At 67.8% G+C, this 24503-nt stretch carries 24 protein-coding genes; 11 read left to right on the top strand and 13 right to left on the bottom strand.

The window, feature by feature from the left end:
- Positions 1 to 9: 9 nt before the first annotated feature.
- Positions 10 to 1500: a glycosyltransferase family protein gene (locus tag HT136_RS05560; RefSeq protein ID WP_214198584.1), complete on the top strand. Its 1491-nt coding sequence runs from the start codon at positions 10 to 12 to the stop codon at positions 1498 to 1500.
- Between the two features lie 4 nt (positions 1501 to 1504).
- Here the strand turns inward: HT136_RS05560 and HT136_RS05555 are convergent, their stop codons facing one another.
- From HT136_RS05555 to HT136_RS05540, 4 genes are all read right to left on the bottom strand, one after another.
- Entirely contained in the window at positions 1505 to 1999 is a 495-nt protein-coding gene (locus HT136_RS05555; RefSeq protein ID WP_214198583.1) for a nucleoside deaminase, read from the bottom strand.
- Between the two features lie 41 nt (positions 2000 to 2040).
- Complete coding sequence (gene ruvC / locus HT136_RS05550; protein WP_214198582.1) at positions 2041 to 2517, bottom strand: crossover junction endodeoxyribonuclease RuvC; 477 nt, start codon at positions 2515 to 2517, stop codon at positions 2041 to 2043.
- A 222-nt stretch (positions 2518 to 2739) separates the two neighbouring features.
- Positions 2740 to 3504, bottom strand: a complete 765-nt coding sequence (locus tag HT136_RS05545) for a YebC/PmpR family DNA-binding transcriptional regulator (RefSeq protein WP_214198581.1) — start codon at positions 3502 to 3504, stop codon at positions 2740 to 2742.
- A gap of 174 nt (positions 3505 to 3678) precedes the next feature.
- Entirely contained in the window at positions 3679 to 4191 is a 513-nt protein-coding gene (locus HT136_RS05540; protein WP_214198580.1) for an arsinothricin resistance N-acetyltransferase ArsN1 family B, read from the bottom strand.
- Between the two features lie 115 nt (positions 4192 to 4306).
- Between HT136_RS05540 and HT136_RS05535 the strand changes: the two genes are divergently transcribed.
- A complete protein-coding gene (locus HT136_RS05535; RefSeq protein ID WP_214198579.1) occupies positions 4307 to 4762 on the top strand; it encodes an allene oxide cyclase barrel-like domain-containing protein in 456 nt (151 codons plus the stop codon).
- A gap of 36 nt (positions 4763 to 4798) precedes the next feature.
- Here the strand turns inward: HT136_RS05535 and HT136_RS05530 are convergent, their stop codons facing one another.
- A complete protein-coding gene (locus HT136_RS05530) occupies positions 4799 to 5917 on the bottom strand; it encodes an NADH:flavin oxidoreductase (protein WP_214198578.1) in 1119 nt (372 codons plus the stop codon).
- 146 nt (positions 5918 to 6063) lie between these two features.
- On the opposite strand from HT136_RS05530, the gene HT136_RS05525 reads away from it, so the two are divergent.
- Entirely contained in the window at positions 6064 to 6444 is a 381-nt protein-coding gene (locus tag HT136_RS05525; protein WP_214198577.1) for a winged helix-turn-helix transcriptional regulator, read from the top strand.
- 140 nt (positions 6445 to 6584) lie between these two features.
- On the top strand, positions 6585 to 7316 hold the full coding sequence (locus HT136_RS05520; RefSeq protein ID WP_214198576.1) for a CPBP family glutamic-type intramembrane protease: 732 nt from the start codon (positions 6585 to 6587) through the stop codon (positions 7314 to 7316).
- A 51-nt stretch (positions 7317 to 7367) separates the two neighbouring features.
- Here the strand turns inward: HT136_RS05520 and HT136_RS05515 are convergent, their stop codons facing one another.
- Complete coding sequence (locus HT136_RS05515) at positions 7368 to 7604, bottom strand: DUF2312 domain-containing protein (RefSeq protein WP_039389019.1); 237 nt, start codon at positions 7602 to 7604, stop codon at positions 7368 to 7370.
- A 216-nt stretch (positions 7605 to 7820) separates the two neighbouring features.
- Here HT136_RS05515 and HT136_RS05510 point away from each other — a divergent pair, with 216 nt between their 5' ends.
- Positions 7821 to 8981: an acyltransferase family protein gene (locus HT136_RS05510; protein WP_214198575.1), complete on the top strand. Its 1161-nt coding sequence runs from the start codon at positions 7821 to 7823 to the stop codon at positions 8979 to 8981.
- A 37-nt stretch (positions 8982 to 9018) separates the two neighbouring features.
- Here the strand turns inward: HT136_RS05510 and HT136_RS05505 are convergent, their stop codons facing one another.
- Positions 9019 to 9330: a DUF1244 domain-containing protein gene (locus tag HT136_RS05505; protein WP_214198574.1), complete on the bottom strand. Its 312-nt coding sequence runs from the start codon at positions 9328 to 9330 to the stop codon at positions 9019 to 9021.
- Between the two features lie 77 nt (positions 9331 to 9407).
- Between HT136_RS05505 and pyk the strand changes: the two genes are divergently transcribed.
- On the top strand, positions 9408 to 10889 hold the full coding sequence (gene pyk / locus HT136_RS05500; RefSeq protein WP_214198573.1) for a pyruvate kinase: 1482 nt from the start codon (positions 9408 to 9410) through the stop codon (positions 10887 to 10889).
- A gap of 26 nt (positions 10890 to 10915) precedes the next feature.
- Here the strand turns inward: pyk and HT136_RS05495 are convergent, their stop codons facing one another.
- The 3 genes from HT136_RS05495 to HT136_RS05485 all read right to left on the bottom strand — a co-directional run bounded on the left by HT136_RS05495 (position 10916) and on the right by HT136_RS05485 (position 13404).
- Positions 10916 to 11992, bottom strand: coding sequence for an FUSC family protein (locus HT136_RS05495; RefSeq protein ID WP_214198572.1), 1077 nt, complete (start codon positions 11990 to 11992; stop codon positions 10916 to 10918).
- Positions 11993 to 12075: 83 nt separating this feature from the next.
- Positions 12076 to 12699: a LysE family translocator gene (locus tag HT136_RS05490; protein WP_214198571.1), complete on the bottom strand. Its 624-nt coding sequence runs from the start codon at positions 12697 to 12699 to the stop codon at positions 12076 to 12078.
- A 12-nt stretch (positions 12700 to 12711) separates the two neighbouring features.
- On the bottom strand, positions 12712 to 13404 hold the full coding sequence (locus HT136_RS05485; RefSeq protein ID WP_214198570.1) for a YggS family pyridoxal phosphate-dependent enzyme: 693 nt from the start codon (positions 13402 to 13404) through the stop codon (positions 12712 to 12714).
- Here HT136_RS05485 and HT136_RS05480 point away from each other — a divergent pair.
- The 3 genes from HT136_RS05480 (at position 13403) to HT136_RS05470 (ending at position 18485) form a co-directional block, all read left to right on the top strand.
- A complete protein-coding gene (locus tag HT136_RS05480) occupies positions 13403 to 14023 on the top strand; it encodes a thiamine phosphate synthase (RefSeq protein WP_214198569.1) in 621 nt (206 codons plus the stop codon). The genes HT136_RS05485 and HT136_RS05480 overlap by 2 nt on opposite strands.
- An 86-nt stretch (positions 14024 to 14109) precedes the next feature.
- Positions 14110 to 16563 carry a DNA translocase FtsK gene (locus tag HT136_RS05475; protein WP_214198568.1) on the top strand — a complete coding sequence of 818 codons (2454 nt, stop codon included), beginning with the start codon at positions 14110 to 14112 and terminating at the stop codon, positions 16561 to 16563.
- Positions 16564 to 16700: 137 nt separating this feature from the next.
- Complete coding sequence (locus HT136_RS05470) at positions 16701 to 18485, top strand: cation:proton antiporter domain-containing protein (RefSeq protein ID WP_214198567.1); 1785 nt, start codon at positions 16701 to 16703, stop codon at positions 18483 to 18485.
- On the opposite strand, the gene HT136_RS05465 is transcribed toward HT136_RS05470, so the two are convergent.
- Positions 18470 to 18925, bottom strand: a complete 456-nt coding sequence (locus HT136_RS05465) for an Lrp/AsnC family transcriptional regulator (RefSeq protein WP_214198566.1) — start codon at positions 18923 to 18925, stop codon at positions 18470 to 18472. The genes HT136_RS05470 and HT136_RS05465 overlap by 16 nt on opposite strands.
- Positions 18926 to 19082: 157 nt before the next feature.
- Here HT136_RS05465 and ald point away from each other — a divergent pair, with 157 nt between their 5' ends.
- Both ald and HT136_RS26185 read left to right on the top strand, forming a co-directional pair.
- A complete protein-coding gene (gene ald, locus HT136_RS05460; protein WP_214198565.1) occupies positions 19083 to 20198 on the top strand; it encodes an alanine dehydrogenase in 1116 nt (371 codons plus the stop codon).
- Between the two features lie 57 nt (positions 20199 to 20255).
- A complete protein-coding gene (locus HT136_RS26185) occupies positions 20256 to 21995 on the top strand; it encodes a sensor domain-containing diguanylate cyclase (protein ID WP_281423370.1) in 1740 nt (579 codons plus the stop codon).
- On the opposite strand, the gene HT136_RS05450 is transcribed toward HT136_RS26185, so the two are convergent.
- Positions 21992 to 22399: an acyl-CoA thioesterase gene (locus HT136_RS05450; RefSeq protein ID WP_214198564.1), complete on the bottom strand. Its 408-nt coding sequence runs from the start codon at positions 22397 to 22399 to the stop codon at positions 21992 to 21994. The genes HT136_RS26185 and HT136_RS05450 overlap by 4 nt on opposite strands.
- Positions 22400 to 22407: 8 nt before the next feature.
- Positions 22408 to 24498 (bottom strand): S9 family peptidase, encoded by a 2091-nt coding sequence (locus tag HT136_RS05445; RefSeq protein ID WP_214198563.1) that lies wholly within the window; start codon positions 24496 to 24498, stop codon positions 22408 to 22410.
- Between the last annotated feature and the right edge of the window lie 5 nt (positions 24499 to 24503).

Below are 24503 nucleotides of genomic sequence, written 5' to 3'. Positions count from 1 at the left end.
AGGAGCGCGATGGCGCTTCGTCCAGCCGGGCTTCGTGTGCCCCCCGGGGCCTGGTGGCTGGCGATCGCGGCCCTGGTGGTGCTCGCCATCGTCCTGCGCGCGCTGGCCTGGTCGCCTTTCGACGCGGCCCACCCCGACGAACTGATGCAGTATGCCGAGCAGGCCAATCGCCTGGCCACCGGCCACGGCATTCGCCCCTGGGAAACGCGTCTGGGCCTTCGCAACAGCCTGATCCCGCAGCTATTGAGCGTGCCGTTCTGGCTCGGGCGCCATTTCGCGCCCGGGACCGAGACGGGTTACTACCTCGCCCGGATCGTGTTCGAGGCGTTCACCCTGCTCGCCCTGCCGGGCGCCTGGCTGCTGGGCGCGCAAGTCTCGCGTCGGCACGGCCTCGTCGCGCTGTTCGTCGTCGCGGTGTGGTGGGAGAGCATCCTCCTCTCCAACCTGCTGCTCTCCGAGAGCCTTGCCTCGGCGCTGCTGCTCTTGGCCGCCGGACTCCTGCTCGACCCTGCGGCGCGGGGGCGGCGCCTGGGCCTCGGCGGGTTCCTGCTCACGCTCGCGGTGCTCGTCCGCTTCCAGTATGCCCCGGTCGGGTTGATCCTTGCCGCGTCTAGCCTGTGGCGCGGCCCGCAAGGGCGCCTGGCGCTGTTGGCAGGAGCGGCCCTCGCCCTCGCCGCGGGCGCGCTCAGCGACCTTGCCGCAGGCGCAGTGCCGTTCTCGTGGTTCTTCATCAACCTGCAGCAGAACATCGAGGCGGGCCGGGCCGCCACGTTCGGGGTGCGCCCGCCCTGGCAATACGCGCTCGACTATTACCTGCACTTCGGGGCCGCGGCGCTCGTCGTGGTCCTCGGCTGTGCGCTGGCGAGCGGGCGTCGTTTCGCCCCGCTGCTGGTCGCCGCCGTCGTCAACATCGCGCTGCACAGCCTGATCGCGCACAAGGAGTACCGCTTCGTGTGGTTCTCGACGCTGGTGCTGCTGGTGCTGGCCGCGATCGGTTCGCTGCGCCTGAGCGAGCGCGTGCTGAAGCCGCGCGTGGCACCTGAGCGATTGGCTTCGGTCAGCCTGCTGGCCGCGATGACGCTCTGGGCACTGCTCAACCTGGCGTCGTTCTCGGCGACGGGGGGCTATTCGGCATTCCGGGGCGGCCATGCCATCACCCATCTCGCGATCCGGGCGGCGAACGACCCGAAGGTCTGCCGCCTCGCGGTGGCCGAGAGCCTCGACTACCACGTCGTGCCCGCGCTGCTGCCGCGCGCGCTGCCGCTCTCGATCGCGCCCAAGGGCGTCTACGAGCGCGAGTTGCCGCTGCCGCGCGAACTGGCCCGCGCGGCCAATGCCCTGATCCTGGAGGACAGGCCACCGGCGGGCCTCGAAGGCTACCGCAAGATCGCCTGCGGCCGCCTTCCCCACGAGACGCCCTGCCTCTACATCCGGGCCGGCACGTGCGCGCCCGATCCGGTCTACAACTACCAGACCGCACTCGAACGCGAGGATATGTAGGGCCTCAGTCGTTGGCCTGCATGTCCTCGGGGACCTCGTCGTCGGGGCCGAAATAGAGCTTTGCGCATTCGCTTGCGAGCACACCGCCCGCAAGCGAGAGATCGTCCTTGTAGGCATCGGCCACGAAGTCGAGCGTCGAGAGGTGGCGGTCCTCGAAGTACATCGCGTGGACATGCTCGCGCCCCGCACCGTAGACGATGCGCGAGACCCCGGCCCAGATCGCGGCCATCGTGCACATCCCGCAAGGCTGGAGCGTGGAGTAGAGCGTGGCGCCCTCGATCCGCATCGCGCCGGTCGCCCGGCCCGCCGCCCGGAAGGCCTCGATCTCGGCGTGGGCGGTGGCATCGCAGCGCTCGGCGGTGCGGTTGACGCCCTCGCCGACCAGCGTGCCGGCCTGCACCACGAGCGCGGCGATCGGGGTATTGGCGGGATCGCGCCCCTTGCGCTCCACCGCCAGTTCGACCGCGCGGCGCATCCAGTCTTCGTCACTCTTGCTCATGCCGCTGCAAACCGCGCGAGGGCCGCTGCGGTTCCCGCAGGCTAGCGGTGGCTGCCGAGCATGTTGGCGTGGGTAATGGCAACGGCGAGCGCGTCCGAGGCGTCCTCGCCCGCCAGGTGCACGCCGGGAAGGAGGACCTTGAGCATGTGCTGGATCTGCTTCTTGTCCGCGCCGCCCGTCCCCACCAGCGCCTTCTTGACGACCTTGGTGGGATATTCGGCCACCGGCAGCCCCGCGCGCGCGATCGCCAGCATGGCGACGCCGCGCGCCTGGCCCAGCTTCAGCGTCGATTGCGGGTTCACGTTGACGAAGACTTCCTCGACCGCACCCGCATCCGGCCGGTGGTGAAGGATCACGTCGAGGAGGGCCGCGTCGAGTTCGACCAGGCGCTCGGCCATCGAGGCCTTGGCGTTGGTGCGGATCTGCCCGTTGGCAATGTGGCTGAGGCGGCTGCCGCTCTTGGCGACCACGCCCCAGCCGGTGCAGGTGAGACCGGGATCGAGCCCGATGATGATCATGGTCTCAGATCCTCAGGCCCAAGCGCGGCCCCAGGTGCACCATCGCGAGGCAGAGCACCAACGTCAGCACCGAAACCAGCGGCCAGCGAGGCCACGAGTGCCGCCACGGCCGGCAGGCGCTTGCCCACTTCGGCAATGGCGACGATCAGGCCCCCCGAAAGCAGGGCGCGGACGACCAGGGCCAGCATGTCAGCGGTGAACCCCGGTCGCCACGAAGCCCGATCAGCCCAGCGTCGCCATGACTTCGTCGGAGATTTCGTAGTTGCCCCAGACGGTCTGGACGTCGTCGTCGTCCTCGAGCGTATCGACCAGCTTCATCAGCGTGCCGACCGTATCCGCATCGACGGCGACCGTAAGGTTGGGCTTCCACGCCAGCTTGACGCCCTCGGCCTCGCCGAGCACCTTCTCGAGCTCGCGCGCGACTTCGTGCAGCGCATCGACCGAGACCCAGATCTGGTGGCTGCCCGGGTTCTCGTCGCCATCGCCCATGTCGCTCTCGACGTCGTCGGCGCCGGCCTCGATCGCGGCCTCGAGGACCTTGTCCTCATCGCCGGCCGACCCCGGGTACTCGATCAGGCCGAGGCGTTCGAAGCCGTGCGAGACCGCGCCCGAAGCGCCCAGGTTGCCGCCGTTCTTGGCAAAGGCGGTGCGCACGTTGGTGGCGGTGCGGTTGCGGTTGTCGGTCAGCGCCTCGACGATGATCGCGATGCCGCCCGGGCCATAGCCCTCGTAGCGCACTTCCTCGTAGTTCTCGGCATCGCCCTTCGAGGCCTTGTCGATCGCGCGCTGGATGTTGTCCTTGGGCATCGACTGCGCCTTGGCGGCGTTGACCGCGGCGCGCAGACGCGGGTTCATGTCCGGGTCGGGCATGCCCATCTTGGCGGCCACGGTGATTTCGCGGCTGAGCTTGCTGAACTGCGCCGAGCGCTTCTTGTCCTGCGCGCCCTTGCGATGCATGATGTTCTTGAACTTGGAATGGCCTGCCATCGGGTCCGCTCTTGTCTTGTGCCCGCCGCATGTATCCGAGGCCATGCCCTGCCCTGAAAGGGCGGGCGCGCGGCGGCTACGCGGCGAGTCCGTTGGAAAACTGGTCGGGCGCCCTTACAACAAGGCGAGGGGCGAGAGCAACCGCCCTGGCGAAAGCCCGTGCCGGATCGGCGCCTACAGCACCCGCTGCCACCAGCCCACGTCGCGCCAGGCCCCAAGCTTCCAGCCAACTTCGCGGTAGATGCCCACCGGAACGAACCCCATCGCCTCGTGTAGGCCGACACTTCCTACATTGGGAAGCGCGATCCCGGCAAAGGCGGCGTGCAGACCGCGCGCTTTCAGCGCCGGCAGCAAGGCACCGTAGAGCGCACGCCCGATACCCTGCCGGGCGAAACGCGGATCGACGTAGACCGTGACGTCGCACGAGGAAGCATAGGCCTGACGCGCGCGGTGCGGCGCGCCATAGGCATAGCCCGCCAGTTCGCCGCCCACTTCGGCAACAAGCCAGCCGTGCGTGGCCGCGTTGGCGGCGATCCGACTGGCCATTTCCGCTGCGTCGGGTGCCTCGGTCTCGAAGCTGACGATCGTATCCGCGACGAAAGGCGCGTAGATCGCCGCGCAGGCCGCGGCATCGTGTGGTCCCGCCCCGCGCAGAACGGGAGCTTTCAGATCGCTTCGGTCGGTCATAGTGCGGCCAATCTGCGCGCGCGACGAACGTGTTGCAAGGCGTCCAGCGCTTGACTTGGCGGCGTCCGGCCGCCCTAAGTCACCTTGCAAGGCCAAACATTTTCCAAGGCAGGACATGAACTTGAAATCATTTGCGATCCAGGTTGCCCTGGCCGCCAGCCTAGTGGTCCCGGCGCAGACAATCGCGGCCTCACCCCAGGTGCTCACCTTCTCGGTCGTCGAACTCTCAACCGGCGAGACCACGGTCGATCTCGGCGCGAAAGGGCCCTCGGCAGGCGACATGCTCACCTTCAACAACCCGCTGCTCGATGGCCCGGGCGGCAAGGAAATCGGCCGCATGAACGGTTTTTGCATCCGCACCGCGGTCGGCAAGGGCCAGGAATGCACCTTCTCCGACATCTTCGCCGACGGCAGCGTGATGGCGCACGGCTATTTCCTGGAAACCGGCGATGCCGCCTTCGTCGCCTCGGGCGGCACCGGACGCTACGCCGGCCTGCACGGCGAGATCACCATGGACGTCGTCGACGGGGCCGACCCGGCCTTTCGCTACACGTTCCACCTCAGCAGGTAAGACGCGGGCCGGCCCCGACCCGCGTCTCGCGCTACGTCAGACCAGTTCGGCCAGCGACGCCGGATCGAAGCCCTTGAGCCCCTCGGCATCGCCTGCGCGCACGCGCGCGGCCCAGTCGGGGTTGGAGATCAACGCCCGGCCCACCGCAATCAGGTCGAACTCGTCACGCTCCATGCGCGCGACGAGCTGCTCGAGCCCGGTCGCCTTGGAAGTCTCGCCCCCGAACGCGGCCATGAATTCACCCGAGAGCCCGACCGAACCCACGCTGATCGTGGTCGCCCCGGTCAGCTTCTTGGCCCAGCCGGCGAAGTTGAGGCCCTCGGCCCCGTCGATCTCGGGGAATTCGGGTTCCCAGAAGCGACGCTGCGAGCAATGCAGCACGTCCGCCCCCGCCTCGACCAGCGGCTGGAGCCAGGCCGCCATCTCGTCGGGCGTCGTCGCCAGCCTTGCGGTATAGTCCTGCTGCTTCCACTGGCTGAGACGGATGATGAGCGGGAAATCGGGCCCGATCGCCGCGCGCACCGCCGCCACGACCTCTGCTGCCATGCGCGAACGCTCTCCGATCGTCGCGCCGCCGTAGCGGTCTTCACGCCGGTTGGTGCCTTCCCAGAAGAACTGGTCGATGAGATAGCCGTGCGCGCCGTGGATCTCGACCGTATCGAAACCCAGCCGCTTCGCGTCCGCCGCTGCCCGGGCGAAGGCCGCAACGGTGTCGGCAATATCCTCTTCGCTCATCGCCTTGCCGCGCGGTTCGCCCGGCGCGTTGAGGCCCGAGGGGCTCTCCACGTCGACCTCGGGCTCCCAGCCGCTCATCCCGCGCGTCGCGCCGGTGTGCCAGATCTGCGGCCCCATGCGGCCGCCCGCGGCGTGGACCGCGTCGATCACGCCCTTCCAGCCCGCCAGCGCCGCCTCGCCGTGGAAGAAGGGAATGCCCGGCTCGTTGCGCGAGGCCGGACGGTCGATCACGGTCCCTTCGGACAGGATCAGGCCCACGCCGCCCTCGGCACGGCGCGCGTAGTAGGCGGCCTGGTCGGGACCGACGATGCCGTCCGGGGCCATCGTGCGGGTCATCGGTGCCATGACGATGCGGTTGGCCAGCTCGAGCGCCCCGCGCTTGTAGGGCTGGAACAGGATGTCGGTTGCAGATTGGGTCATGAAACGGGAGTCTCCGTCTGGGGAACATTGAATGACGGGGCATCAGGTATATATCCGATACCTGGGTTCAAGAACGCACCCTCAGTTCGCCAGGTATCCTAGAGGATACCACCTGCCCGCCACCGAATGTCCGCCAGGAAACGCCGATGCCCCTTTGCCAGCATTTTTCGGTCGATTGCCCCAGCCGCGCGCTGTTCGACCAGATCGCCGACAAGTGGTCGATGATGGTCCTGACCGTGCTCGAGAACGAGCCGGTGCGCTTCAACACGATCAAGCGCCACCTCGAAGGCGTCACCCAGAAGTCACTGACGCAATGCCTGCGCCGGCTCGAGCGCAACGGGCTGGTCGAGCGGCGCGTGATCCCCGCCTCGCCCGTGGCGGTGGAATATGGATTGACCGCGCTCGGGCGCTCGCTGCTGCCCCCGTTCAAGGCGCTCTACGTCTGGGCGATCGACAACATGGACGAAGTGGACGCCGCACGCAGCCGCTTCGACGTTCGGCGCGAGGCCGCGCAGGTCGGTGCCTGAACGCGCAAGACATCGGTGGGGCGGACCAGGCCCTAGCGCAAGGCCTTGGCATTTCGTGTTTGTTCAGGCGCGCGTGTTCAGGCACGCTCGTTCAGACCAACACGATATCGGCCCATCCCCCCGGCTGGAAAGCAAGTCCCATGAACACCATCAACGCGCCTCATTTCGCCGGCCCGCGCCAGGTCCTCACCGACCTCGCGCGTTTCCTGATCTCACCCGCAGTGCTCGACCCCTGGAGCCTGCGCCGCGCGGCAAGCTGGCAGACGCTGGGGGTGCTCTACGCCGTGCACGTCTTCGTGCTGCTCGCACTGACGCTGCCGGTGACCGCGCTTGTCCAGAAGACGCTCGGGCTGGCGCCACCCGATGCCTTCGACAAGATCCCCCAGAACTGGCTGCTGCCGATCACGGTGGTCATCGCGCCGGTTCTCGAGGAAATGCTGTTCCGGGGCTGGCAGAGCGGCCGCCCGCGCACGCTCTGGCTCATGGGCTGCGCGATCCCGGCGATGGTGGCGCTGGCCGCAATCTCGCGCGGCCTGCCCGCGTTGGCGGCGGTCGCCATTCTGGGGGCGCTGCTCGTGGTGGCTCTGGCGGGCTGGATCTTCCTGCGCAAGCGGCGCACGCCGCCGATCTTCCGCTGGGCCTACCCCGCGATCTACTGGATCATGGCTTTCGCCTTCGCCGGGGTCCACGTCCTCAATTACGGCGATGCGAGCGCGCTCACCGCGCTGCTCGTCCTGCCCCAGCTCTGGGCCGGGATCATGCTGGGCTATACCCGCCAGCGACTGGGGTTGGGGGCAAGCATGCTCCAGCACGCGAGTGCCAACGCAGCGACGATGGCGCTCGCAATGCTGCCCGGACTATCCGGCTTGTGACACCGGACAGGGGGCCGGACCTGGGGCCGCGGCGAACGGCCCCATTCCGGTTCAGTCGAGGCCGAGCGCGCTGCGGTAGGTTTCGAGAACCATGTCCATCTCGCGGCGGTCGTCGGGCTTCATCTTCCGCAGGCGGACGATCTGGCGCATGATCTTGACGTCGTAACCGACCGCCTTGGCTTCGTTGTAGACGTCGCGAATGTCGTCCGAGATGCCCTTCTTTTCCTCTTCGAGGCGCTCGATGCGCTCGATCAGCAGGCGAAGGCGGTCGTCGGCGGTTTCGGCCATGGAATGTCAGCTCCGAAAAAAGGATGGTGAGAATCGGGTGTCGCCAAGGCGAACGGGCGCCGGCTGATAGCCGCTGTCGCGCTCTTGCGCAAAAGATGATCCTGTGGATAGCGTGGACGACCTCTCCAAACCGCGAAAACGGAGCCAACTTCGCTCGCCCTGCCTCCCGGCTCGGCCCAAGCTTGCGAGGGACCGATGCAACCGGGATGATCGCGCGTGGAACGAGAGACAAAACCGCCACCGCCTTGCGATCGGAGGCCGCTGATCGCGCCGCGTACGGCACTTGCCCTCAAGGGCATCGCGATCCTGCTCATGCTGGCGCATCACCTCTTCGCGCTGCCCACGCTGATCCGGGCGCCGAACCATTACGTGCCATTGGTGCCCGGCCTCCCGCTCGAATACGAACTGGCCCGGCTCGGCAAGATCTGCGTGCCGATCTTCCTGTTCCTGTCCGGCTATGGCCTTGCCCGCCGGCACGGCGAAGCCGACGCGGTGGCCTGCTCTGGACGGAGCCGCAGCATCTGGCGGCAGGCCTGGCAGCGGGCCGGGCGCTTCCTGGCGACTTACGCCTACTATTTCACGCTTGCCGCCGCGCTCGTGCTCCTCGTTGGTGCCATGCTCGTACCATCGGATCCGCAGGCCCTCGCCCTGCTTCACCGGCTGCGCGCCCCGGCCCTGCTCACGCTGGGCCGCCCGCTCGTCTATGAGTGGTGGTTCGCGCAGACCTATCTTGCGCTGGTGCTTCTCCTGCCGCTGGCGCTGCACCTGGCGAGGCGTCCCGCCCTTCTCCTTGGTCTCGCCCTTCTGGCCTTTGCGCTCGGAGCCCTCCTCGACGCAGCCCACCTCAATCCGCCGCTGTTCTCGCTCTCCAATCTGCTCGTGTGGCAATTGCCCTTCAGCTTCGGATTGGCGTTCGCGCGCCATGAGGCGGTCGATCGCGACCTTTCGGCGTGGCTCGCGCAGCGACGGGTCGCCGTATTCGCGGCAGGCCTGGCCCTCCTCGGTGCGGCGGCAATGGAGCTTCTCCTGCCCTCGGCGCTCACGCCGTACCTGATCCTCGCCGCGCCGCTCTTCCTCGTGATGCTGGTGCATTTCGCGGGATCGTCGCCGGATCGCCCCTGGCTCGCCTGGCTGGGGCGCCATTCGCTGCCGATCTGGCTCGTGCACCCGTTCCTGTGCACTTATTTCGCGCAAGGCTGGATCTACGCGCCGCGCTTGTCGCTGCTCGTGTTCGCCTCGTTGCTCGCGCAGACCGCGCTGCTCGTCCTCGCCTTCGAGGCCCTTCGCCACGCGATCTGGCGCGCCGCGTCAAGGATGGCCGCATCTCTCACAGGCGTCCTGCCCGGACGGCAAGACCGCTCGGTCCATCCCCGTTAGCAAGCCATGGCAGACCCGCGCGGCGCGAAGCCCTCGTTCAATGGCCCGGGGCGTTCTTCTTCAGGCTTTCCTCCATCCGGGCGATCTGCTCGGGGGTCGCCTCGCTCTGGTAGGCGGCCTTCCAGTCGCCGAAGGGCATGCCGTGGATCAGCGCGCGCGCCGCATCCTTGTCGCCCTCGAAGCCGGCGTCCCGAATCCAGTCGGCAAGGCAATTGCGACAGAACCCCGCAAGCCCCATCAGTTCAATGTTCTGCGCGTCGTGGCGGTGCTGGAGATGCTTGACGAGCCTGCGGAACGCGGCTGCCGCAATTGCATCATCAAGTCCGTCTATAGTGGGTTTTACGTCCATATTCCTGACCTTCGACCTTGGTTTGTGCGCATCCCTTTGCCATATGGACGGCGGGTTTCGAAAGAGGCAGACTGAACTTGGCAACCATTCCCTACCGTCGTTCTCCGCATCATCGCGGCATCAAGCGCCAGCGCAAGGTGAAGATCCTTGCAACGCTCGGCCCCGCCAGCCGTGACAAGGAAACCATCGCCAAGCTGATCCAGCGCGGCGCCGATGCCTTCCGCGTCAACATGAGCCACGGCGACCATGAGACGCACCGCGAGACGATCGCAAACATCCGCGCGGTCGAAAAGGACCTGATGCGTCCCATCGCGATCCTGTGCGACCTGCAGGGCCCCAAGCTGCGCGTAGGCAGCTTCGAGGGAGGCAAAGCCTTCATCAAGCACGGCGCGCACTTCACGCTCGACCGCAATCCCGACCCGGGCAACGACGACCGCGTCTGCCTGCCCCACCCCGAGCTGTTCGGCATCCTCGAGAAGGGCCAGCGCCTGCTGGTCGACGACGGCAAGCTGCAGCTGCGCGTGATCCGCGCGAGCGAAGACGAGATCCTGTGCAGCGCCGAAGTTGGCGGGCCGATCTCCGACCGCAAGGGCGTCAACGTGCCCGACGCGCTGGTGCCGATCCCGGCGCTGACCGAAAAGGACCGACGCGACCTCGACTTCGCGATGGCCCAGGACGCCGACTGGATCGGCCTGTCCTTCGTCCAGCGCCCCGAGGACGTCGCCGAGGCGCGTCGCCTGATGGGCGGCAAGGGCGCGCTGATGGCCAAGATCGAAAAGCCGGCCGCGGTCGAGAGCCTCGATGCGATCATCGAGATCTCCGACGGCATCATGGTTGCGCGCGGGGACCTCGGCGTCGAACTCCTGCCCGAGGAAGTGCCCCCGATCCAGAAGCACATCATCGAGAAGACGCGCGCCATGGGCAAGCCCGTGGTGGTCGCCACGCAGATGCTCGAATCGATGATCAAGAGCCCCTCACCCACCCGTGCGGAAGTTTCCGACGTCGCGAACGCGGTCTACGACGGCGCCGATGCGGTCATGCTTTCGGCCGAGACCGCGGCGGGCGACTGGCCGGTCGAGGCGGTCACGATCATGGACCGCATCGCGGTCAAAGTCGAAAGCGACGTGACCTACCGCGAGCGCATCCACATCGCCAAGGCGCCGCTCGATGCCACCACCGCCGACGCGCTGTCGGGCTCGTGCGCGCAGATCGCCGACACGCTGCCGATCGAAGGCATCATCGTCTTCACCAGTTCAGGCATGACAGCGAGGCGCGTCGCGCGCGAGCGTCCGGCCGCGCCGATGCTGGTGCTCACCCCCAGCCAGGAAACCGCCCGGCGCGGCGCCTTGCTGTGGGGCGCGCACACGGTGATGACGCGCGACATCGGCAGCTTCGAGGAAATGATCGCCAAGGGCAAGCGCATGGCGCTGCGCCACGGCTTCGGCGCGGCGGGTACCCGCCTGGTCGTGCTCGCCGGCGTGCCCTTCGGCACCAAGGGGTCGACCAACCTGCTGCACATCGTCACCCTCTCGGGCAACGAGCTCGACACGCCCAACTGATCCCGCTGTCCGCCCGCGCCCCGGCTTCAGCCGCGTGGCGCGGGTGGGCGCCCGATCCGGTCCATCCGGATCGCCGCCGCGCGTGGCAGCTTGTGCGGCACCAGCGCCGCCACCACCAGCGCGATCACACCGCCCAGCAGCGTCGCCAGCAAACGGTGCTCCGCATTGGCCGCCGGGTCGGTTCCGGCCAGCGAGACCATCAGCACCACGGTGACCGTGATTGCCGTCGTCAGCAGCACGTAATGCGCCTTCTGCGCCGAAAACGCACACCAGGCCGAAACCGCCATCCCCGCGACCAGCGCCAGCGGCGCATCATGGCAGGCCATGGCGAAAAGCGTGGCGAGAAGACATCCGCACAAAGTTCCGCCCAGCCGCTGGACACCCCGCGCCCGGGTCTCGTGCAGGCGCGGCTTGAGCACCAGAAGCGCGGCCAGCGGCGCCCAGTAGGCGTAGGCAAGGCCAAGCGCCTGCGCGGTGAGCAGGCTTGCCCCCACGCACACGACCGCCCGCGCCACGTGCGCCGCGATCAGGCGGGAATCCGTCTCCGGCTCCGCCGATCCCCCGGCATAAGCCTCGCGAACCGCCGGAAAAATTCGCGTGAACGCGACCACGCACGCGATCTGCAGAGCGCCGCCCAGCAGGATCAGCCCTGCGCGATCCAGCGCGGCGCCGACACCGCCCGCGAAATGCCCCGCGACCAGGAACCCCACCTCGAACTGGAGCACTGTCCACCACACTTGCGTGTCGCGCAGCGCCAGCCAGGCCGTCAGACCCGCGAAACCGGATGCAAAGGCGACATAGGCCCAGCCGACCAGCCCGATCAGCGTTCCGGCGAATCCGGCGAGGATCATCCCCGCCAACGCCGCCACCATCGAATCCCAGCGCCAACGCCCCATCGTGTGCGCCGTGCCGAGCCCGACGCTGAACGCTGCGCCCGCCGCGACCATGGCGTGCACCCGCTCGTCCCAGATCATCCCGGCCAGCACCAGCCCCACCAGCGCGGGCACCGCCAGCAGGCCTTCGTGACCGTGAAACGGTCGCACGAAGGCGAACAGACGCACCCGGGCGGGACCGGCCGTATCGGTTTGCGCAGGCTCGTTCATCTTCGCGTCCCCGGCTATGGGCATTCCCGAGACTAGCGGACGAAGTCGCTCGAAAGCGAGGACTATTCCCGTACTTCCCCCGCTCAACGATTGGCGAGCAGCGCCAGACCGAATGCGGCGAAGAGCGAGCCCGTCAACCGGTTGAAGGCCTTCTTGACCTGCCCGCGGGAGAGGAACCGCGCGATCGAGCGCCCCCCGGCCGCATAGATCATTAGCCACATCGCCTCGAAGGCACAGGACGTCGCCACCAGGATCGCGAACTGCGGCGCCTGCGGGAGCATCGGGTCAACGAACTGGGGCAGGAAGGCCGCGGCGAAGAGAATCGCCTTGGGATTGCTGATGCCGACCGCGAAACCGCCCCGAGCCAGCGACCCCGGCGACACAGACCTGCCCGGCATCGCGACGTCGTCCAGCGTCGTGCTGGCGGGCGCGCGCCAGGCCTTGAAACCAAGGTACAAGAGATAGGCGCCGCCCGCGTAGCGCAACAGCGTGAAGGCCCCCGGGACCGCGTGAAGCAGTGTCGAGAGGCCCACCGCAGGCGCGCTCAGCAGGCACAGTACCGCGAGCAGGCACCCCGCTGCGGCCGCCAGAGCCCGCCGAAAGCCCACCTCCACGCTGCGCGTCAGCGCGTGGAGCATGTTGGGCCCGGGCGTCGCGCTGAGCAGGCAGGTGGCGACCGCGAAGAGCCACCAGTGGGCCAGCGTCATCGCGCCCGCCGCTCAGCCCGCGTTCGGCGCACGTGCGCCGAACAGCGCCGAGCCCACGCGCACCTGGGTCGCGCCCAGCAAGATCGCGGTCTCGAAATCGCCGCTCATGCCCATCGATAGCTCCTCGAGCCCGTTTTCCGCCGCGATCTTGGCGAGCAGGGCAAAGAACGGCGCAGGCTCGATCTCGGCGGGCGGCACGCACATCAGGCCGATGACCGGAATGCCGGCCGCGCGCGCCGAGGCCACAAGCGCGGGCACTTCGGCGATCGGGCAGCCGCCCTTCTGGTCTTCCGCCCCGATGTTGACCTGCACGAAGCAGGGAACCTTGCGCCCGAGCTTTGCCATCGCCTTGCCAAGCGCCGTCACCAGCGAGGGCCGGTCGAGCGAATGGATGCAGTCGAACAGCGCGACCGCGTCCTCGGCCTTGTTCGACTGGAGCTGGCCGACGAGGTGCAGCACGATGCCGGGCGTCTCCTCGCGCAGCGCGGGCCATTTCTCCTGCGCCTCCTGCACCCGGTTCTCACCGAAGACGCGCTGGCCCTCGGCGATCAGCGGACGGATCGCTTCGGCCGCGTGGGTCTTGGAAATCGCGATGAGTTCGATGGCCGAGGGCTCGCGCTGGGCGATGCGGGCGGCCTGCGCGATGCGTTCGCGCACATCCTCCAGAGGAGTGAGTGGATCGAGGGGAGTGACTGGCTCATTCATGGCGCGCTGCTATAGCGTCCCTGTGCGCAACCGCCACCCATCGATTTCGCCCGCGAGGCCCCAGCCGCGCACGGCCCTGCCGCGCCTCTGGCTGGTGAGCGATGCGCGCAACGACGCCGCACTCGAAGCCGCGCTTGCCCGCCTCCCGCGCGGCCAGGGGCTGATCTACCGCCATTACCATCTTCCCCCTCCCGCCCGGCGCGCCCGCTTCGAGGCGCTCAAGCGCGTCGCGCGCGCAAAGGGCCACTGGCTGGTTCTTGCCGGATGCCCCAGGCAGGCCCGCCGCTGGGGTGCCGACGGCGCCTATGGCTCGGCGCATGACTTGCTGCGCGGCGGCGCTTGCCTGCGTCTTGCGAGCGCGCATGACCCGCGCGAGATCCGCCGGGCCCTGGCCGCGCGCGCCGATGCGGTGCTGCTTTCCCCCGTCTTCGCGACGCGCTCACACCCGGGCCAAGCCACGCTCGGCCCGGCCCGCTTCCACCTCATGGCCGCGCAATGCCCGCTCCCGGTGATCGCGCTGGGCGGCATGACCGCCCGGCGCGCGCAGGCGCACAGGCTCGAGCGATGGGCCGCGATCGACGGACTTTCCGGCGAGTCGCCCCGTCCACCCACAGCCTGATTCCCGGTCTGTTCTTGACGTGGAGTCCTTCCCCGGCGCATGATCGAGGCCTTGAAGCTTTTTAATCGACACGCGGGATTTTGACGATGGCATCACGGGCGTTCAGCGCCGGGCAGCGCACGGCCAAGCCGGACTGGCGCGCCGTGTTCCGGCGATCGGTCCGCCGCGCGGGCGAACTGGGCGGTGCGCTCGTGCTGTTCGCCGCAATGGCGTTCCTGATCCTCGCGCTCGCCACCTACAGCCAGACCGACCCCTCCGCCTCGACCGCGGCCGGAGGTACCGTCCAGAACTGGATGGGTCCGGTCGGCGCCTGGGTGGCCGACCAGTTCCTGTTCTACTTCGGCCCGGTCGCCTGGCTTTTCGTCCCGCTGCTTTACGTCTTCGCCCGCAAGCTGTGGTTGCTGGTCGAGGAAGAGGACGCCGAGGCCGAGCCGTCCGACCAGCGCTGGTGGAAGCCGGTGGCGATGCTCGTCGTTGCCATGATGCTCGTCACCACCGTGCTCTCGCTCTGGTTCAACGAGCCGGGCGGCACGCTGCCGGCCTCGATGGGCGGCATCACCGGCCTGCTCGGCGCCTACCTCATCAACGCGTTGGCCGGGCTCGCTCCGGCCGTGGTCGCGGGCTGGATCAAGCTTGCCGTGGCGCTGGTCCTGCTCGGCGTGGGCGTGACACTGATCGGGCGTGTCTTCGCGCTCGACTGGGCGCGCCTGCTCACGCTGCCGGGCCGGATCGGCCGCCTGCCCACCGCGCTGCCCTCGCCCGGCCTGCTCGCCCGCACCGGCAAGGGCGCTGCGGGCAAGGAAAAGCCGCGCAGCAAGGCCAAGGCCCGCGCCGGCGAGGCCTTGGACGAGGATGACGACCTGCCCTTCGAGATCGACGCCCCCGTCTCCGCGCGCGCCGAGGGCCGTCGAAGCCCGGCCCCGCTCTCGGACAAGCCGCGCAAGGCGCCCGCCATCGTCGACAGCCAGCGCGCCGCCAAGCCCGCGCAGATCGGCGCGGGTTCCAGCCAGACCGACCTGTTCGACGCCTACAAGCTGCCCTCGCTCGACCTCCTCGCCGATCCTCCACCAGGCTCGGACAAGGAGATCGACAAGCTCAGCCTCGAACGCAACGCACGCCTTCTCGAAACCGTTCTCGACGACTTTAACGTCAAGGGCGAGATCACGGCGGTGCGCACCGGCCCCGTCGTCACGATGTACGAACTCGAGCCGGCGCCCGGCATCAAGGCCAGCCGCGTGATCGGCCTTGCCGACGACATCGCGCGCAACATGTCGGCGATCTCGGCGCGCGTCTCCTCGATCCCGGGCCGCACGGTCATGGGTATCGAGCTGCCCAACGCCGAACGCCAGATGGTTTCGTTCAAGGAAATGGTCGCGTCCGAGGCCTTCGCCCACCACAAGGGCATGCTGCCGATCATTCTGGGCAAGGACATTGCGGGCGAACCGATCGTCGCCGACCTGGCCACAATGCCCCACCTGCTCGTCGCGGGTACAACGGGTTCGGGTAAGTCGGTCGGCCTCAACGCGATCCTGCTCTCGCTGCTCTACCGCCTGACGCCTGCGCAGTGCCGCCTGATCCTCGTCGACCCCAAGGTCCTCGAACTCAAGAGCTACGACGACATCCCGCACTTGCTTTCGCCGGTGGTCACCGAGCCGCCCAAGGCGGTGCGCGCGCTCAAGTGGGCGGTCGAGGAGATGGAGCGACGCTACCGCATGATGAGCGAGGTTTCGGTACGCAACCTCGCCGGGTTCAACGACAAGGTGCGCAAGGCCGCCGCCAAGGGCGAGCCGCTGGGCCGCCGGGTGCAGACCGGCTTCGATCCCGAGACCGGCGAGGCGCTCTACGAGGAAAACCAGCTCGACTACGAGGTTCTGCCCCAGATCGTGCTCATCGTCGACGAGCTCGCCGACCTCATGGTGACCGTCGGCAAGGAAATCGAAGTGCTGATCCAGCGCCTTGCGCAAAAGAGCCGCGCGGCGGGCATCCACCTCATCATGGCGACGCAGCGCCCCTCGGTCGACGTCATCACCGGCGTCATCAAGGCCAACCTGCCCACCCGCATCTCCTTCGCGGTCACCAGCCGCATCGACAGCCGCACGATCCTGGGCGAACAGGGCGCCGAACAGCTGCTGGGCAAGGGCGACATGCTCTACAAGCCGAGCACCGACCCGGTGAAGCGCGTCCACGGCCCCTTCGTTTCGGACGAGGAAGTCGAGCACGTCGCCGACTACTGGCGCACCCAGGGCAAGCCGGAATACGTCGATGCCGTCACCGAGGAGCCCGAGGAAGGCAGCTTCGGCTTCGACGACCTCGACGCCACCGCTTCGGACCAGCCCGAAGAGCGCAAGTACCGCCAGGTCTGCCAGCTCGTCTTCGAGAACCAGAAGGTCTCGGTCTCCTGGCTCCAGCGCCAGATGGGCGTGGGCTACAACACCGCAGCCAAGTGGGTCGAGCGCATGGAGCAGGACGGCTACGTGGGCCCGGCCAATCACGTCGGCCGGCGCGACATCTACCGCGACGAGAACGGCAGCCCGCTCTAATTCGCAGCTTGTCCTTCACGGGCAACCAACCATCGGGGTGACTTGGTAATTTCAAGCGGACGCCCTACTTTGCGCGATCCCGGCTTCGGCCACGGCATCACCGACCGGCTCCGGCCGACGAAACTGGAAAGGTCCCCATGGACAACCATGGTCAGGCATTCCTGCTGCAGGAGGGCTTCTTCCTTCTCGGCACGGCCCTTGTCTTCGTTCTCCTGTTCCGCCGCCTGGGCCTGGGCGCGACGCTCGGCTACCTGCTTGCAGGCGCGATCCTGGGGCCCTACGCACTCGGCCTGATCGGAGACGCGCAAGGCAAGATCGACTTCGCCGAGCTGGGCATCACCTTGCTGCTCTTCGTGGTCGGCCTCGAACTGGCACCCCGGCGCCTGTGGCGCATGCGCCACGAGATCTTCGGCCTCGGCCTGCTGCAGGTGGCGCTGTGCGGGCTCGCCATCTCCGCGATCATCTTCGTCTTCACGCCCTTCACGCTCCAGGCCGCGCTCGCGCTCGGTCTTCCGCTCGGCCTCTCTTCGACCGCGCAGGTCCTGCCCATGCTGCAGAGCGCGGGCCGACTCAACAGCCCCTTCGGTGAGCGCGCCTTCGCGATCCTGCTGTTCCAGGACCTCTCGATCATTCCGCTGATCACGATCATCGCGGCGATGAACCGCAACCCGGCGCTGCCCGAGGGACCTCCGGGCTGGCAGCTCGCCTTCATGACCGTCCTCGCGATCGTCGGCCTCGTCGCCGCGGGCCGCTTCGTCATACGCCCACTGTTCCGCCTCATCGGCAACCTCGGCGAGCGCGAGATGTTCGTCTTCGCCGCGCTGTTCACGGTGATCGCCTCGGCCGCGCTGATGGAGACGCTGGGCCTCTCGACCGCGCTCGGCGCCTTCATCGCGGGCGTCATGCTCGCCGATTCGCCCTACCGCCACGAACTCGAGGCCGACGTCGAGCCGTTCCGCTCGCTCCTGCTCGGCCTGTTCTTCATGGCGGTGGGCATGATGCTCGACCTCTCGGCCATCGCCCAGCATCCCGTCTTCGTGGTGACGATGGCGCTGGCACTGATCATCACCAAGGCCGCGATCATCTTCGCGCTCGGCCTCGCCTTCCGAATGAAATGGCGCAGCGCGCTCGCGCTCGGCTTTCTGCTCAGCCAGGGTGGCGAGTTCGGTTTCGTGCTCTTCGCCCAGGCGAGCCAGGCCATGCTCGTCGAAAGCGAGGCGGCGAGCCTGTTCGGCGCGATCGTCACGCTCTCGATGGTCACCACCCCGTTCCTGATGATGGCCACGCGCCGCTTTCGCGAGGCCCCGCAAGGCCCCTCGCAGGAACGCGAGGGCCCGCGCGCCGATGGCGCCAGCGCCATCATCGTGGGTTATGGCCGCTTCGGCCAGACCGTGGCGCAGATCCTCAACGCTGCCGAGATCGCCGTCACCCTCATCGACACCGACATCGAGATGATCGACGTCGCCCAGCGCTTCGGGGCCAAGGTCTACTTCGGCAACGGCACCAGGCTCGACCTCCTGCGCCAGGCCGGCTGTGCCGACGCGCAGATCATCGCCTTCTGCATCGATGGCGAGCAGCTCGACGAGGCCTTCATGCGTGCGGTGCAGACCGCCTTTCCCCAGGCCGCGATCTACGCGCGCGTCTATGACCGGCGCTCGCTGCTCAAGCTCAAGGACAGTCCGGTGCGCTTCATGGCGCGCGAAGTGCTGGGCTCGGCGGTCACGCTTTCACGCGCGATCCTCGATGGCCTGGGTCTCTCGGTCGACGACATCGACCGCGCAGAGGGCGTCTACCGCACCCGCGACAAGGAGCGCCTCTCGCTCCAGTACGAAGCGCGCGACCTGCGCGTGGCGCACGACCGGATCATCACCGAGCCCTTGCGCCTCGCGCGCGGCTCCGACCCCGATCAGGGCACCGAGTAGCCCGCGAAACGCTTGACCCGGCGCAGCGAAAAGCTCGTCTTCATCGAGGTGACGCCGGGCAGGCGCGAGAGGCAATCGCGGTGGATCGCCTCGTAGTGGTCGAGGTCCGCCGCCGCCACGCGCAGCAGGTAGTCGGCCCCACCGCTCATCAAGTGGCACTCGAGAATGTCGTCAAAATCGCCCACCGCCCGCTCGAAGCGGTCCATCGCCTCGCTGCTCTGGCTGCTGAGCGCGATCTCGACGAAGACTTCGACCGGGAGCCCGATCCGGCGCGCGTCGAGTCGTGCGACATAGCCCGCGATCAGCCCCTGCTCCTCGAGCAGGCGGATGCGGCGATGGCACGCGGAGGCCGAGAGATGGACGTCCTCGGCCAATTGCGAAATTGAGCGCGACGAATCGGCCTGAAGTGCGCGAAGCAAGGCCCTGTCCGTGCGATCCATTGAATATTTTCCCACCAAATTGCCTGTATGACGGAAAATATTCCAAACACGGGTAATCACAAGGTCAAATGAGGGGAAACTTTGCGCCGCCCCGGATGTAGTCTCACTGGCGACCGGTCGCGAACCGGACCCTCAACCGATCCCGGGAGATTGCACCATGCGCGTCGGCACCGTCACCGAAATCAAGAACCACGAATACCGGGTGGGCCTCACCCCCGAAAGCGCGAGCGAACTCGTCGGCCACGGCCACGAAGTCTGGGTCGAAAGCGGCGCGGGGCTGGGCATCGGCGCGAGCGACGAGCAGTACGCCGCGCTTGGCGCGAAGATCGTGCCCACCGCCGAGGAGATCTTCGCCGGCTGCGACATGATCGTGAAGGTCAAGGAACCGCAGGTGGGCGAGCGCGCGATGCTGCGCGAAGGCCAGATCCTCTACACCTACCTCCACCTCGCCCCCGATCCCGAGCAGACCAGGGACCTGATCGCCTCGGGCGTCACCGCGATCGCCTACGAGACCGTGACCGGACCGGGCGGCGCGCTGCCGCTGCTGAAGCCGATGAGCCAGGTCGCGGGCCGCATGTCGGTCCAGGCCGGCGCCACCGCGCTGCAGAAGGAGCATGGTGGGCGTGGTGTGCTGCTGGGCGGCGTACCGGGCGTGATGCCGGGCAAGGTCGCGGTCATCGGCGGCGGCGTGGTCGGTTTCAACGCCGCGCAGATGGCCGCGGGCCTCGGCGCCGACGTGACCATCCTCGACCGCAGCCCCGAAGTGCTCGAGCGTCTTGCCAATCACTTCGAATCGCGCGCCAAGACCCGCTTCTCGAGCGCGGCGAACCTGGCCGAGAGCGTTGCCGAGGCCGATCTCGTAATCGGCGCGGTGCTGATCCCGGGCGCAGCCGCGCCCAAGCTCGTCACCCGCGCGATGCTGGGCACGATGAAGAAGGGCGCAGTGCTCGTCGACGTCGCCATCGACCAGGGCGGTTGTTTCGAGACCAGCCACGCGACCACCCACGCCGAGCCGACCTACATGGTCGACGGCATCGTCCACTACTGCGTCGCCAACATGCCCGGCGCGGTCGCGCGCACGAGCACGTATGCGCTCAACAACGTGACCCTGCCCCACGCGCTCGCCATCGCGGACCTGGGCTGGAAGGCGGCGCTCGCGCGCGATGCGCACCTGGCGCAGGGCCTCAACGTCCACGCCGGAACAGTCAACTACGAGGCAGTCGCGCACGAACTTGGTCATGACTTCGTGCCGGTCTCTTCGCTTCTATCGTAAAAGACTTATAGCCCCCTATTAACCTTATCTTGAAGGGCCGGGTCCAAGGAACAGTTCATGTTCCAGCGGGTCCGGTCCTTTCTTGTCTTCTTTGCGCTGGCTGCGCTGGGACTGAGTGCCGGCGCGAGCGTCGCCGCTCCGCGGGCAGCACAGCCCGTGCTGTGCACCGCGCTCGCCCCCGAGGCCATCTCGCCGGCACAAATCGCGCGGGATTGGGCACCTCAAGCCTCGCGGTGGAACTGCTCGGGCGCGCACTGGCCGATCGACGGAAGCCGCGACACCCTCGTGCGCATCACCGTGCCACGCGCCGGGGTGGCCGACGGCGCCATGCTCGCCACCCGGCTGACCCGCTACCACGGCCTGTCGATCACGGCGGTGGCACGCGACGGCAGGTTCGCAACGCGTGACATCGCGCCCTCCGACCTGACGTTCTCCACGACCGGCTGGACGATGCGCATGCGCCTGCCCCGCCTCACCGCGCCGGTCGAGGCCTATGTCGTCAAGGTGACCGGCGCCCGCCATCCCGGCCTGCTCTCCGACATCGCGATCGCCCCGCCACCCGACGAGGCCCGCGTCGGCAATGCCGAATTGCTTCTCGCCGCGCTCTGCGGGCTGATGCTCATGCCCCTGATCCTGAGCTTCCTCTTCTTCCGCATCCTTCGCCAGCGCTTCATCCTGTGGCACGCGGCCGCCGTCCTTGCGATGCTGGTGCAGACGCTCGTCACTTGCGGCCTCGTCAACCGCTTCGCCACGCTGTCGCTCTACCAGATCAACCTGCTGTCCACGCTGAGCTGGGCGGCCATGGTGATCTGCGCCGTGCGTTTCTTCGTGAACCTGCTCGAACCCGAAACCGTCCGCCCGGGCCACCGCATGGCCATCAGTGCGATCACGCCCTGGTTCCTGTTCTGGAGCGGCTACTACGTCCTCGCCGATGGACCGCTGCTACCCTCGGTCGCGCCGCTCTACTACATGGCGTTCCTGCCGATCATCGCCGTGCTCGTGACCACGCTCATCGCCGCGGCCATGCGCGGGAGCCGCCAGGTCTGGTTCCAGATCGTGGGCTGGAGCCCGCTGATGCTGCTGGGCCTTGCGCGCAACGCCACCATCCTGGGCCTCGGCGATGCGCCGATGGGCCTGATGCTCGCGCAGCACCTCGCGATCGTCTTCGAAATCGTCGTCACCACGCTGGGCGCCGCCGATCGCATCATGGCGATTCGCCTCCAGCGCGACCTCGCCATCGACCAGGTCCGCGTCCAGTCCAATCTCGCGCGCCACGACGCGCTGACCGGGCTGCTCAACCGCCGGGCGATCGAAGAGCAGTTTCCCGAGCTCTATGCGGCCGGCTTCCACACCATGGCCGCGCTCGATCTCGACCATTTCAAGGCCGTCAACGACACGCATGGCCACGCGGCGGGCGACGAGGTGCTGCGCGCGGTCGCCTCGGCGCTGCGCCCGGACGAGGACACGATCGCGGTGCGCATGGGCGGTGAGGAGTTCCTGCTCCTGCTGCGCGGTGACGACGCCCTCGACCGCGCCGAGCGACGCCGCCAGGCAATCCCCAGCCGCGTGGCCAAGCACCACCCGGGACTTGCACGGCTGATCACGGCGAGCATGGGCATCTATACCCACGAAAGCGAGAAGGCCGACCAGCCCGCGCCCGCCTTCATCAACGTCTATACCACGTGCGACCGGCTGCTCTATGCCTCCAAGGAAGCGGGTCGCAACTGCGTGCGCAGCAACGCACCCCTGCCGGCGTCCTGGCCCGACACCCGCCCCCCGATCGCGCTGGCCCGCTAGGAATCCGCGCCGTTCCAGAACGGTGCGGCGACCTCGGAGGGAATGCGGATCGGGCGGCCGCTGGCAAGGTCGATCACCGCCCAGGTCGTGCGCGAACGTACGAGAGGCCGCCCCGCGTCGCTGCGAAATTCGACGCAGCGATCGAACGTCGCGCCCTTGGGCGGATCGGGAATCCAGGTGCGCGCGGTGACGCCCTCGCCTTCGCGGATGTTGCCGCGGTAGTCGATCTCGTGGCGGGTCACGACCCAGACGTAGGCCGCCTGGTGCGCAGGCGGCGCGACCGCCTCCCAGTGCGCGACCGAGATTTCCTCCATCCACTGCACCCACACTGCGTTGTTGACGTGGCCGAGCTGGTCGATGTGCTCGGGCCCCGCCGTGAAGGTACGGATGAAGGGCTCTGCCATACGCGCGCTCAGCCCTCGATGCCGAGCTGCCAGAGGATGAAGGCGAATTCCTCTGCCGTCTCCTTCAGGCTTTCGAAACGGCCCGACTTGCCGCCGTGGCCCGCGCCCATGTTGGTCTTGAGGATCAGCTCGTTGGCGTCGGTCTTGACCTCGCGCAGCTTGGCCACCCACTTGGCCGGTTCCCAATAGGTCACCCGCGGGTCGTTGAGCCCGGCGGTCACCATCAGCGGGGGATAGGCCTTGGCCTCGACCCGGTCATACGGGCTGTAGCTCAGGATATGCGCGAAGGCAGCGGGGTCGGTGATCGGGTTGCCCCATTCAGGCCATTCACCGGGGGTCAGCGGCAGGTCCTCGTCGAGCATCGTGTTGAGCACGTCGACGAAGGGCACATGGGCCACCACCGCGCCCCACAGCTCGGGATCAGAGTTGATCACCGCGCCCATCAGTTCGCCCCCCGCCGATCCGCCCGAGATCGAGATCTGGCCCGCGCTCGTGAAGCCGCGCGCGACGAGGCCCTTCGCGCAATCGACGAAGTCGTTGAAGGTGTTGGTCCGCTGGTCGAGCTTGCCCGCCTTGTACCAGGCACGCCCCATGTCGTCGCCGCCCCGGATATGCGCGATGGCATAGGCGAAGCCACGATCGACGAGGCTGAGGCGCGCGGTCGAAAAGCCCGGATCGATCGCGATGCCATAGGCTCCGTAACCGTAAAGGTGCAGCGGCCCCGCTCCGGTGCGGTCCCTGCGGTAAACCACCGAGACCGGGATCAGCGTGCCGTCGCGTGCCTCGATCTCGAGTCGCTCGGTCGCGTAGAGGCTTTCGTCGTAGCCCGAAGGAATTTCCTGGACCTTGAGCGTCTCGAGGGTCTTCGCGGCGACGTCGTAGTCCATCACCGAGGCGGGCTTGACCATCGATTCGTAGGACAGCCGCAGCTTGTCGGTGTGCCACTCGGGATTGCTCGAAAGCCCCGCCGAATAGCTCGCCTCGGGAAAATCGATAGGTTCGATGCGCGCGGGATCGTCGTAATAGTGGACCGCGATCCGATCGAGCCCGCGCTCGCGCCCCTCGATCACGTAGAAATCGCGGAACAGGTCGACCCCGGTCAGGTAGAACTCGTCCGAGCCTTCGATCAGCGTCGTCCATTCGCTAGGCGAGGCAAGCGGCGCGGTGGCAAGGCGGAAGTTCTCATGGGTGTCGTTGGCGTGGATGTAGAGCACGCCCTCGCGCTCGTCGACGTCGTACTCGACGCCCTTCTCGCGCGGCTTGACGAGGACCTGTTCCCCCAGCGGATCGTTGGCGGGGACCAGCCAGGCCTCGCTCGTCTCGTGGTCGCTGGCGCCGATGATCAGCCACTTCTCGTTCGACGAGAGCGAGGCGCCGACGCGGAAGCCGTCGTCGTCCTCGTGGTAGATCTCAATATCGCTTTCCAGGGGTTGGCCGAGCCAGTGCAGCCGGGCGTTGTCGGTGCGCCACTGCTCGTTGGCGAGCGAGTAGACGAGGCCGGTGTCGTTTGCGACCCAGACCAGGGCCGAAAGCGTGCCGGGGATCTCGTCCGCCAGCATTTCGCCGGTCGCCAGGTTCTTGACGTAAGCGGTGAAGCGCTCCGAGCCGTTGTCGTCGATCGAAAAGGCGAGCAGCTTGCCGCTCGTGCTGACCGAGATCGCACCGAGACGGAAGTACTCCTTGCCCTCGGCCAACGCGACCTCGTCGAGGATCAACTCGTTCGCGCCCGCATCGTCACCAGCGGCGACGGGACGGCGCCACCACTTCTTGTACTCGGCGCCTTCCTCGAACTCGATCCAGTACAGGTAGTCGCCGTCCTTCTGCGGGACGGAGGTGTCGGCTTCCTTGATGCGCGCGCGCATCTCGGTGAAAAGCGTGTCGATCCGGTCCTGGTGCGGCGCCATGCGGGCCTCGAACCAGCGGTTCTCCGCCTCGAGGTGGGCGAGCACTTCGATGTCGGTCACCTCGGGATAGCCCGGATCGCGCAGCCAGGCATAGTCGTCCGAAACTCTCGTCCCGTGCATCGTGAAGGAATGGGGCTTCTTCGCCGCGACGGGGGGCGAAACGGGTGCTTGGGTGGAATCTGCCATGCCCTGCATCTATG

This window comes from Novosphingobium profundi, assembly GCF_018491765.1.
Lineage (GTDB): Bacteria > Pseudomonadota > Alphaproteobacteria > Sphingomonadales > Sphingomonadaceae > Novosphingobium > Novosphingobium profundi.
The sequence above is the reverse complement of the archived record's forward strand: the minus strand, read 5'-3'. Positions and strand labels throughout refer to the sequence as shown.

Excerpts from the sequence above, each read along its gene's own strand:
- HT136_RS05525 (WP_214198577.1), top strand. The coding sequence starts at position 6,064 with ATGCCCCTTTGCCAGCATTTTTCGGTCGATTGCCCCAGCCGCGCGCTG.
- HT136_RS05530 (WP_214198578.1), bottom strand. The coding sequence starts at position 5,917 with ATGACCCAATCTGCAACCGACATCCTGTTCCAGCCCTACAAGCGCGGG.
- HT136_RS05490 (WP_214198571.1), bottom strand. The coding sequence starts at position 12,699 with ATGACGCTGGCCCACTGGTGGCTCTTCGCGGTCGCCACCTGCCTGCTC.
- ald (WP_214198565.1), top strand. The coding sequence starts at position 19,083 with ATGCGCGTCGGCACCGTCACCGAAATCAAGAACCACGAATACCGGGTG.
- HT136_RS05470 (WP_214198567.1), top strand. The coding sequence starts at position 16,701 with ATGGACAACCATGGTCAGGCATTCCTGCTGCAGGAGGGCTTCTTCCTT.
- HT136_RS05560 (WP_214198584.1), top strand. The coding sequence starts at position 10 with ATGGCGCTTCGTCCAGCCGGGCTTCGTGTGCCCCCCGGGGCCTGGTGG.
- HT136_RS05505 (WP_214198574.1), bottom strand. The coding sequence starts at position 9,330 with ATGGACGTAAAACCCACTATAGACGGACTTGATGATGCAATTGCGGCA.
- ruvC (WP_214198582.1), bottom strand. The coding sequence starts at position 2,517 with ATGATCATCATCGGGCTCGATCCCGGTCTCACCTGCACCGGCTGGGGC.
- HT136_RS05465 (WP_214198566.1), bottom strand. The coding sequence starts at position 18,925 with ATGGATCGCACGGACAGGGCCTTGCTTCGCGCACTTCAGGCCGATTCG.
- HT136_RS26185 (WP_281423370.1), top strand. The coding sequence starts at position 20,256 with ATGTTCCAGCGGGTCCGGTCCTTTCTTGTCTTCTTTGCGCTGGCTGCG.
- HT136_RS05485 (WP_214198570.1), bottom strand. The coding sequence starts at position 13,404 with ATGAATGAGCCAGTCACTCCCCTCGATCCACTCACTCCTCTGGAGGAT.
- HT136_RS05535 (WP_214198579.1), top strand. The coding sequence starts at position 4,307 with ATGAACTTGAAATCATTTGCGATCCAGGTTGCCCTGGCCGCCAGCCTA.
- HT136_RS05545 (WP_214198581.1), bottom strand. The coding sequence starts at position 3,504 with ATGGCAGGCCATTCCAAGTTCAAGAACATCATGCATCGCAAGGGCGCG.
- HT136_RS05495 (WP_214198572.1), bottom strand. The coding sequence starts at position 11,992 with ATGAACGAGCCTGCGCAAACCGATACGGCCGGTCCCGCCCGGGTGCGT.
- HT136_RS05555 (WP_214198583.1), bottom strand. The coding sequence starts at position 1,999 with ATGAGCAAGAGTGACGAAGACTGGATGCGCCGCGCGGTCGAACTGGCG.
- HT136_RS05450 (WP_214198564.1), bottom strand. The coding sequence starts at position 22,399 with ATGGCAGAGCCCTTCATCCGTACCTTCACGGCGGGGCCCGAGCACATC.
- HT136_RS05540 (WP_214198580.1), bottom strand. The coding sequence starts at position 4,191 with ATGACCGACCGAAGCGATCTGAAAGCTCCCGTTCTGCGCGGGGCGGGA.
- HT136_RS05480 (WP_214198569.1), top strand. The coding sequence starts at position 13,403 with ATGGCGCGCTGCTATAGCGTCCCTGTGCGCAACCGCCACCCATCGATT.
- HT136_RS05515 (WP_039389019.1), bottom strand. The coding sequence starts at position 7,604 with ATGGCCGAAACCGCCGACGACCGCCTTCGCCTGCTGATCGAGCGCATC.
- HT136_RS05475 (WP_214198568.1), top strand. The coding sequence starts at position 14,110 with ATGGCATCACGGGCGTTCAGCGCCGGGCAGCGCACGGCCAAGCCGGAC.
- HT136_RS05520 (WP_214198576.1), top strand. The coding sequence starts at position 6,585 with ATGAACACCATCAACGCGCCTCATTTCGCCGGCCCGCGCCAGGTCCTC.
- HT136_RS05445 (WP_214198563.1), bottom strand. The coding sequence starts at position 24,498 with ATGCAGGGCATGGCAGATTCCACCCAAGCACCCGTTTCGCCCCCCGTC.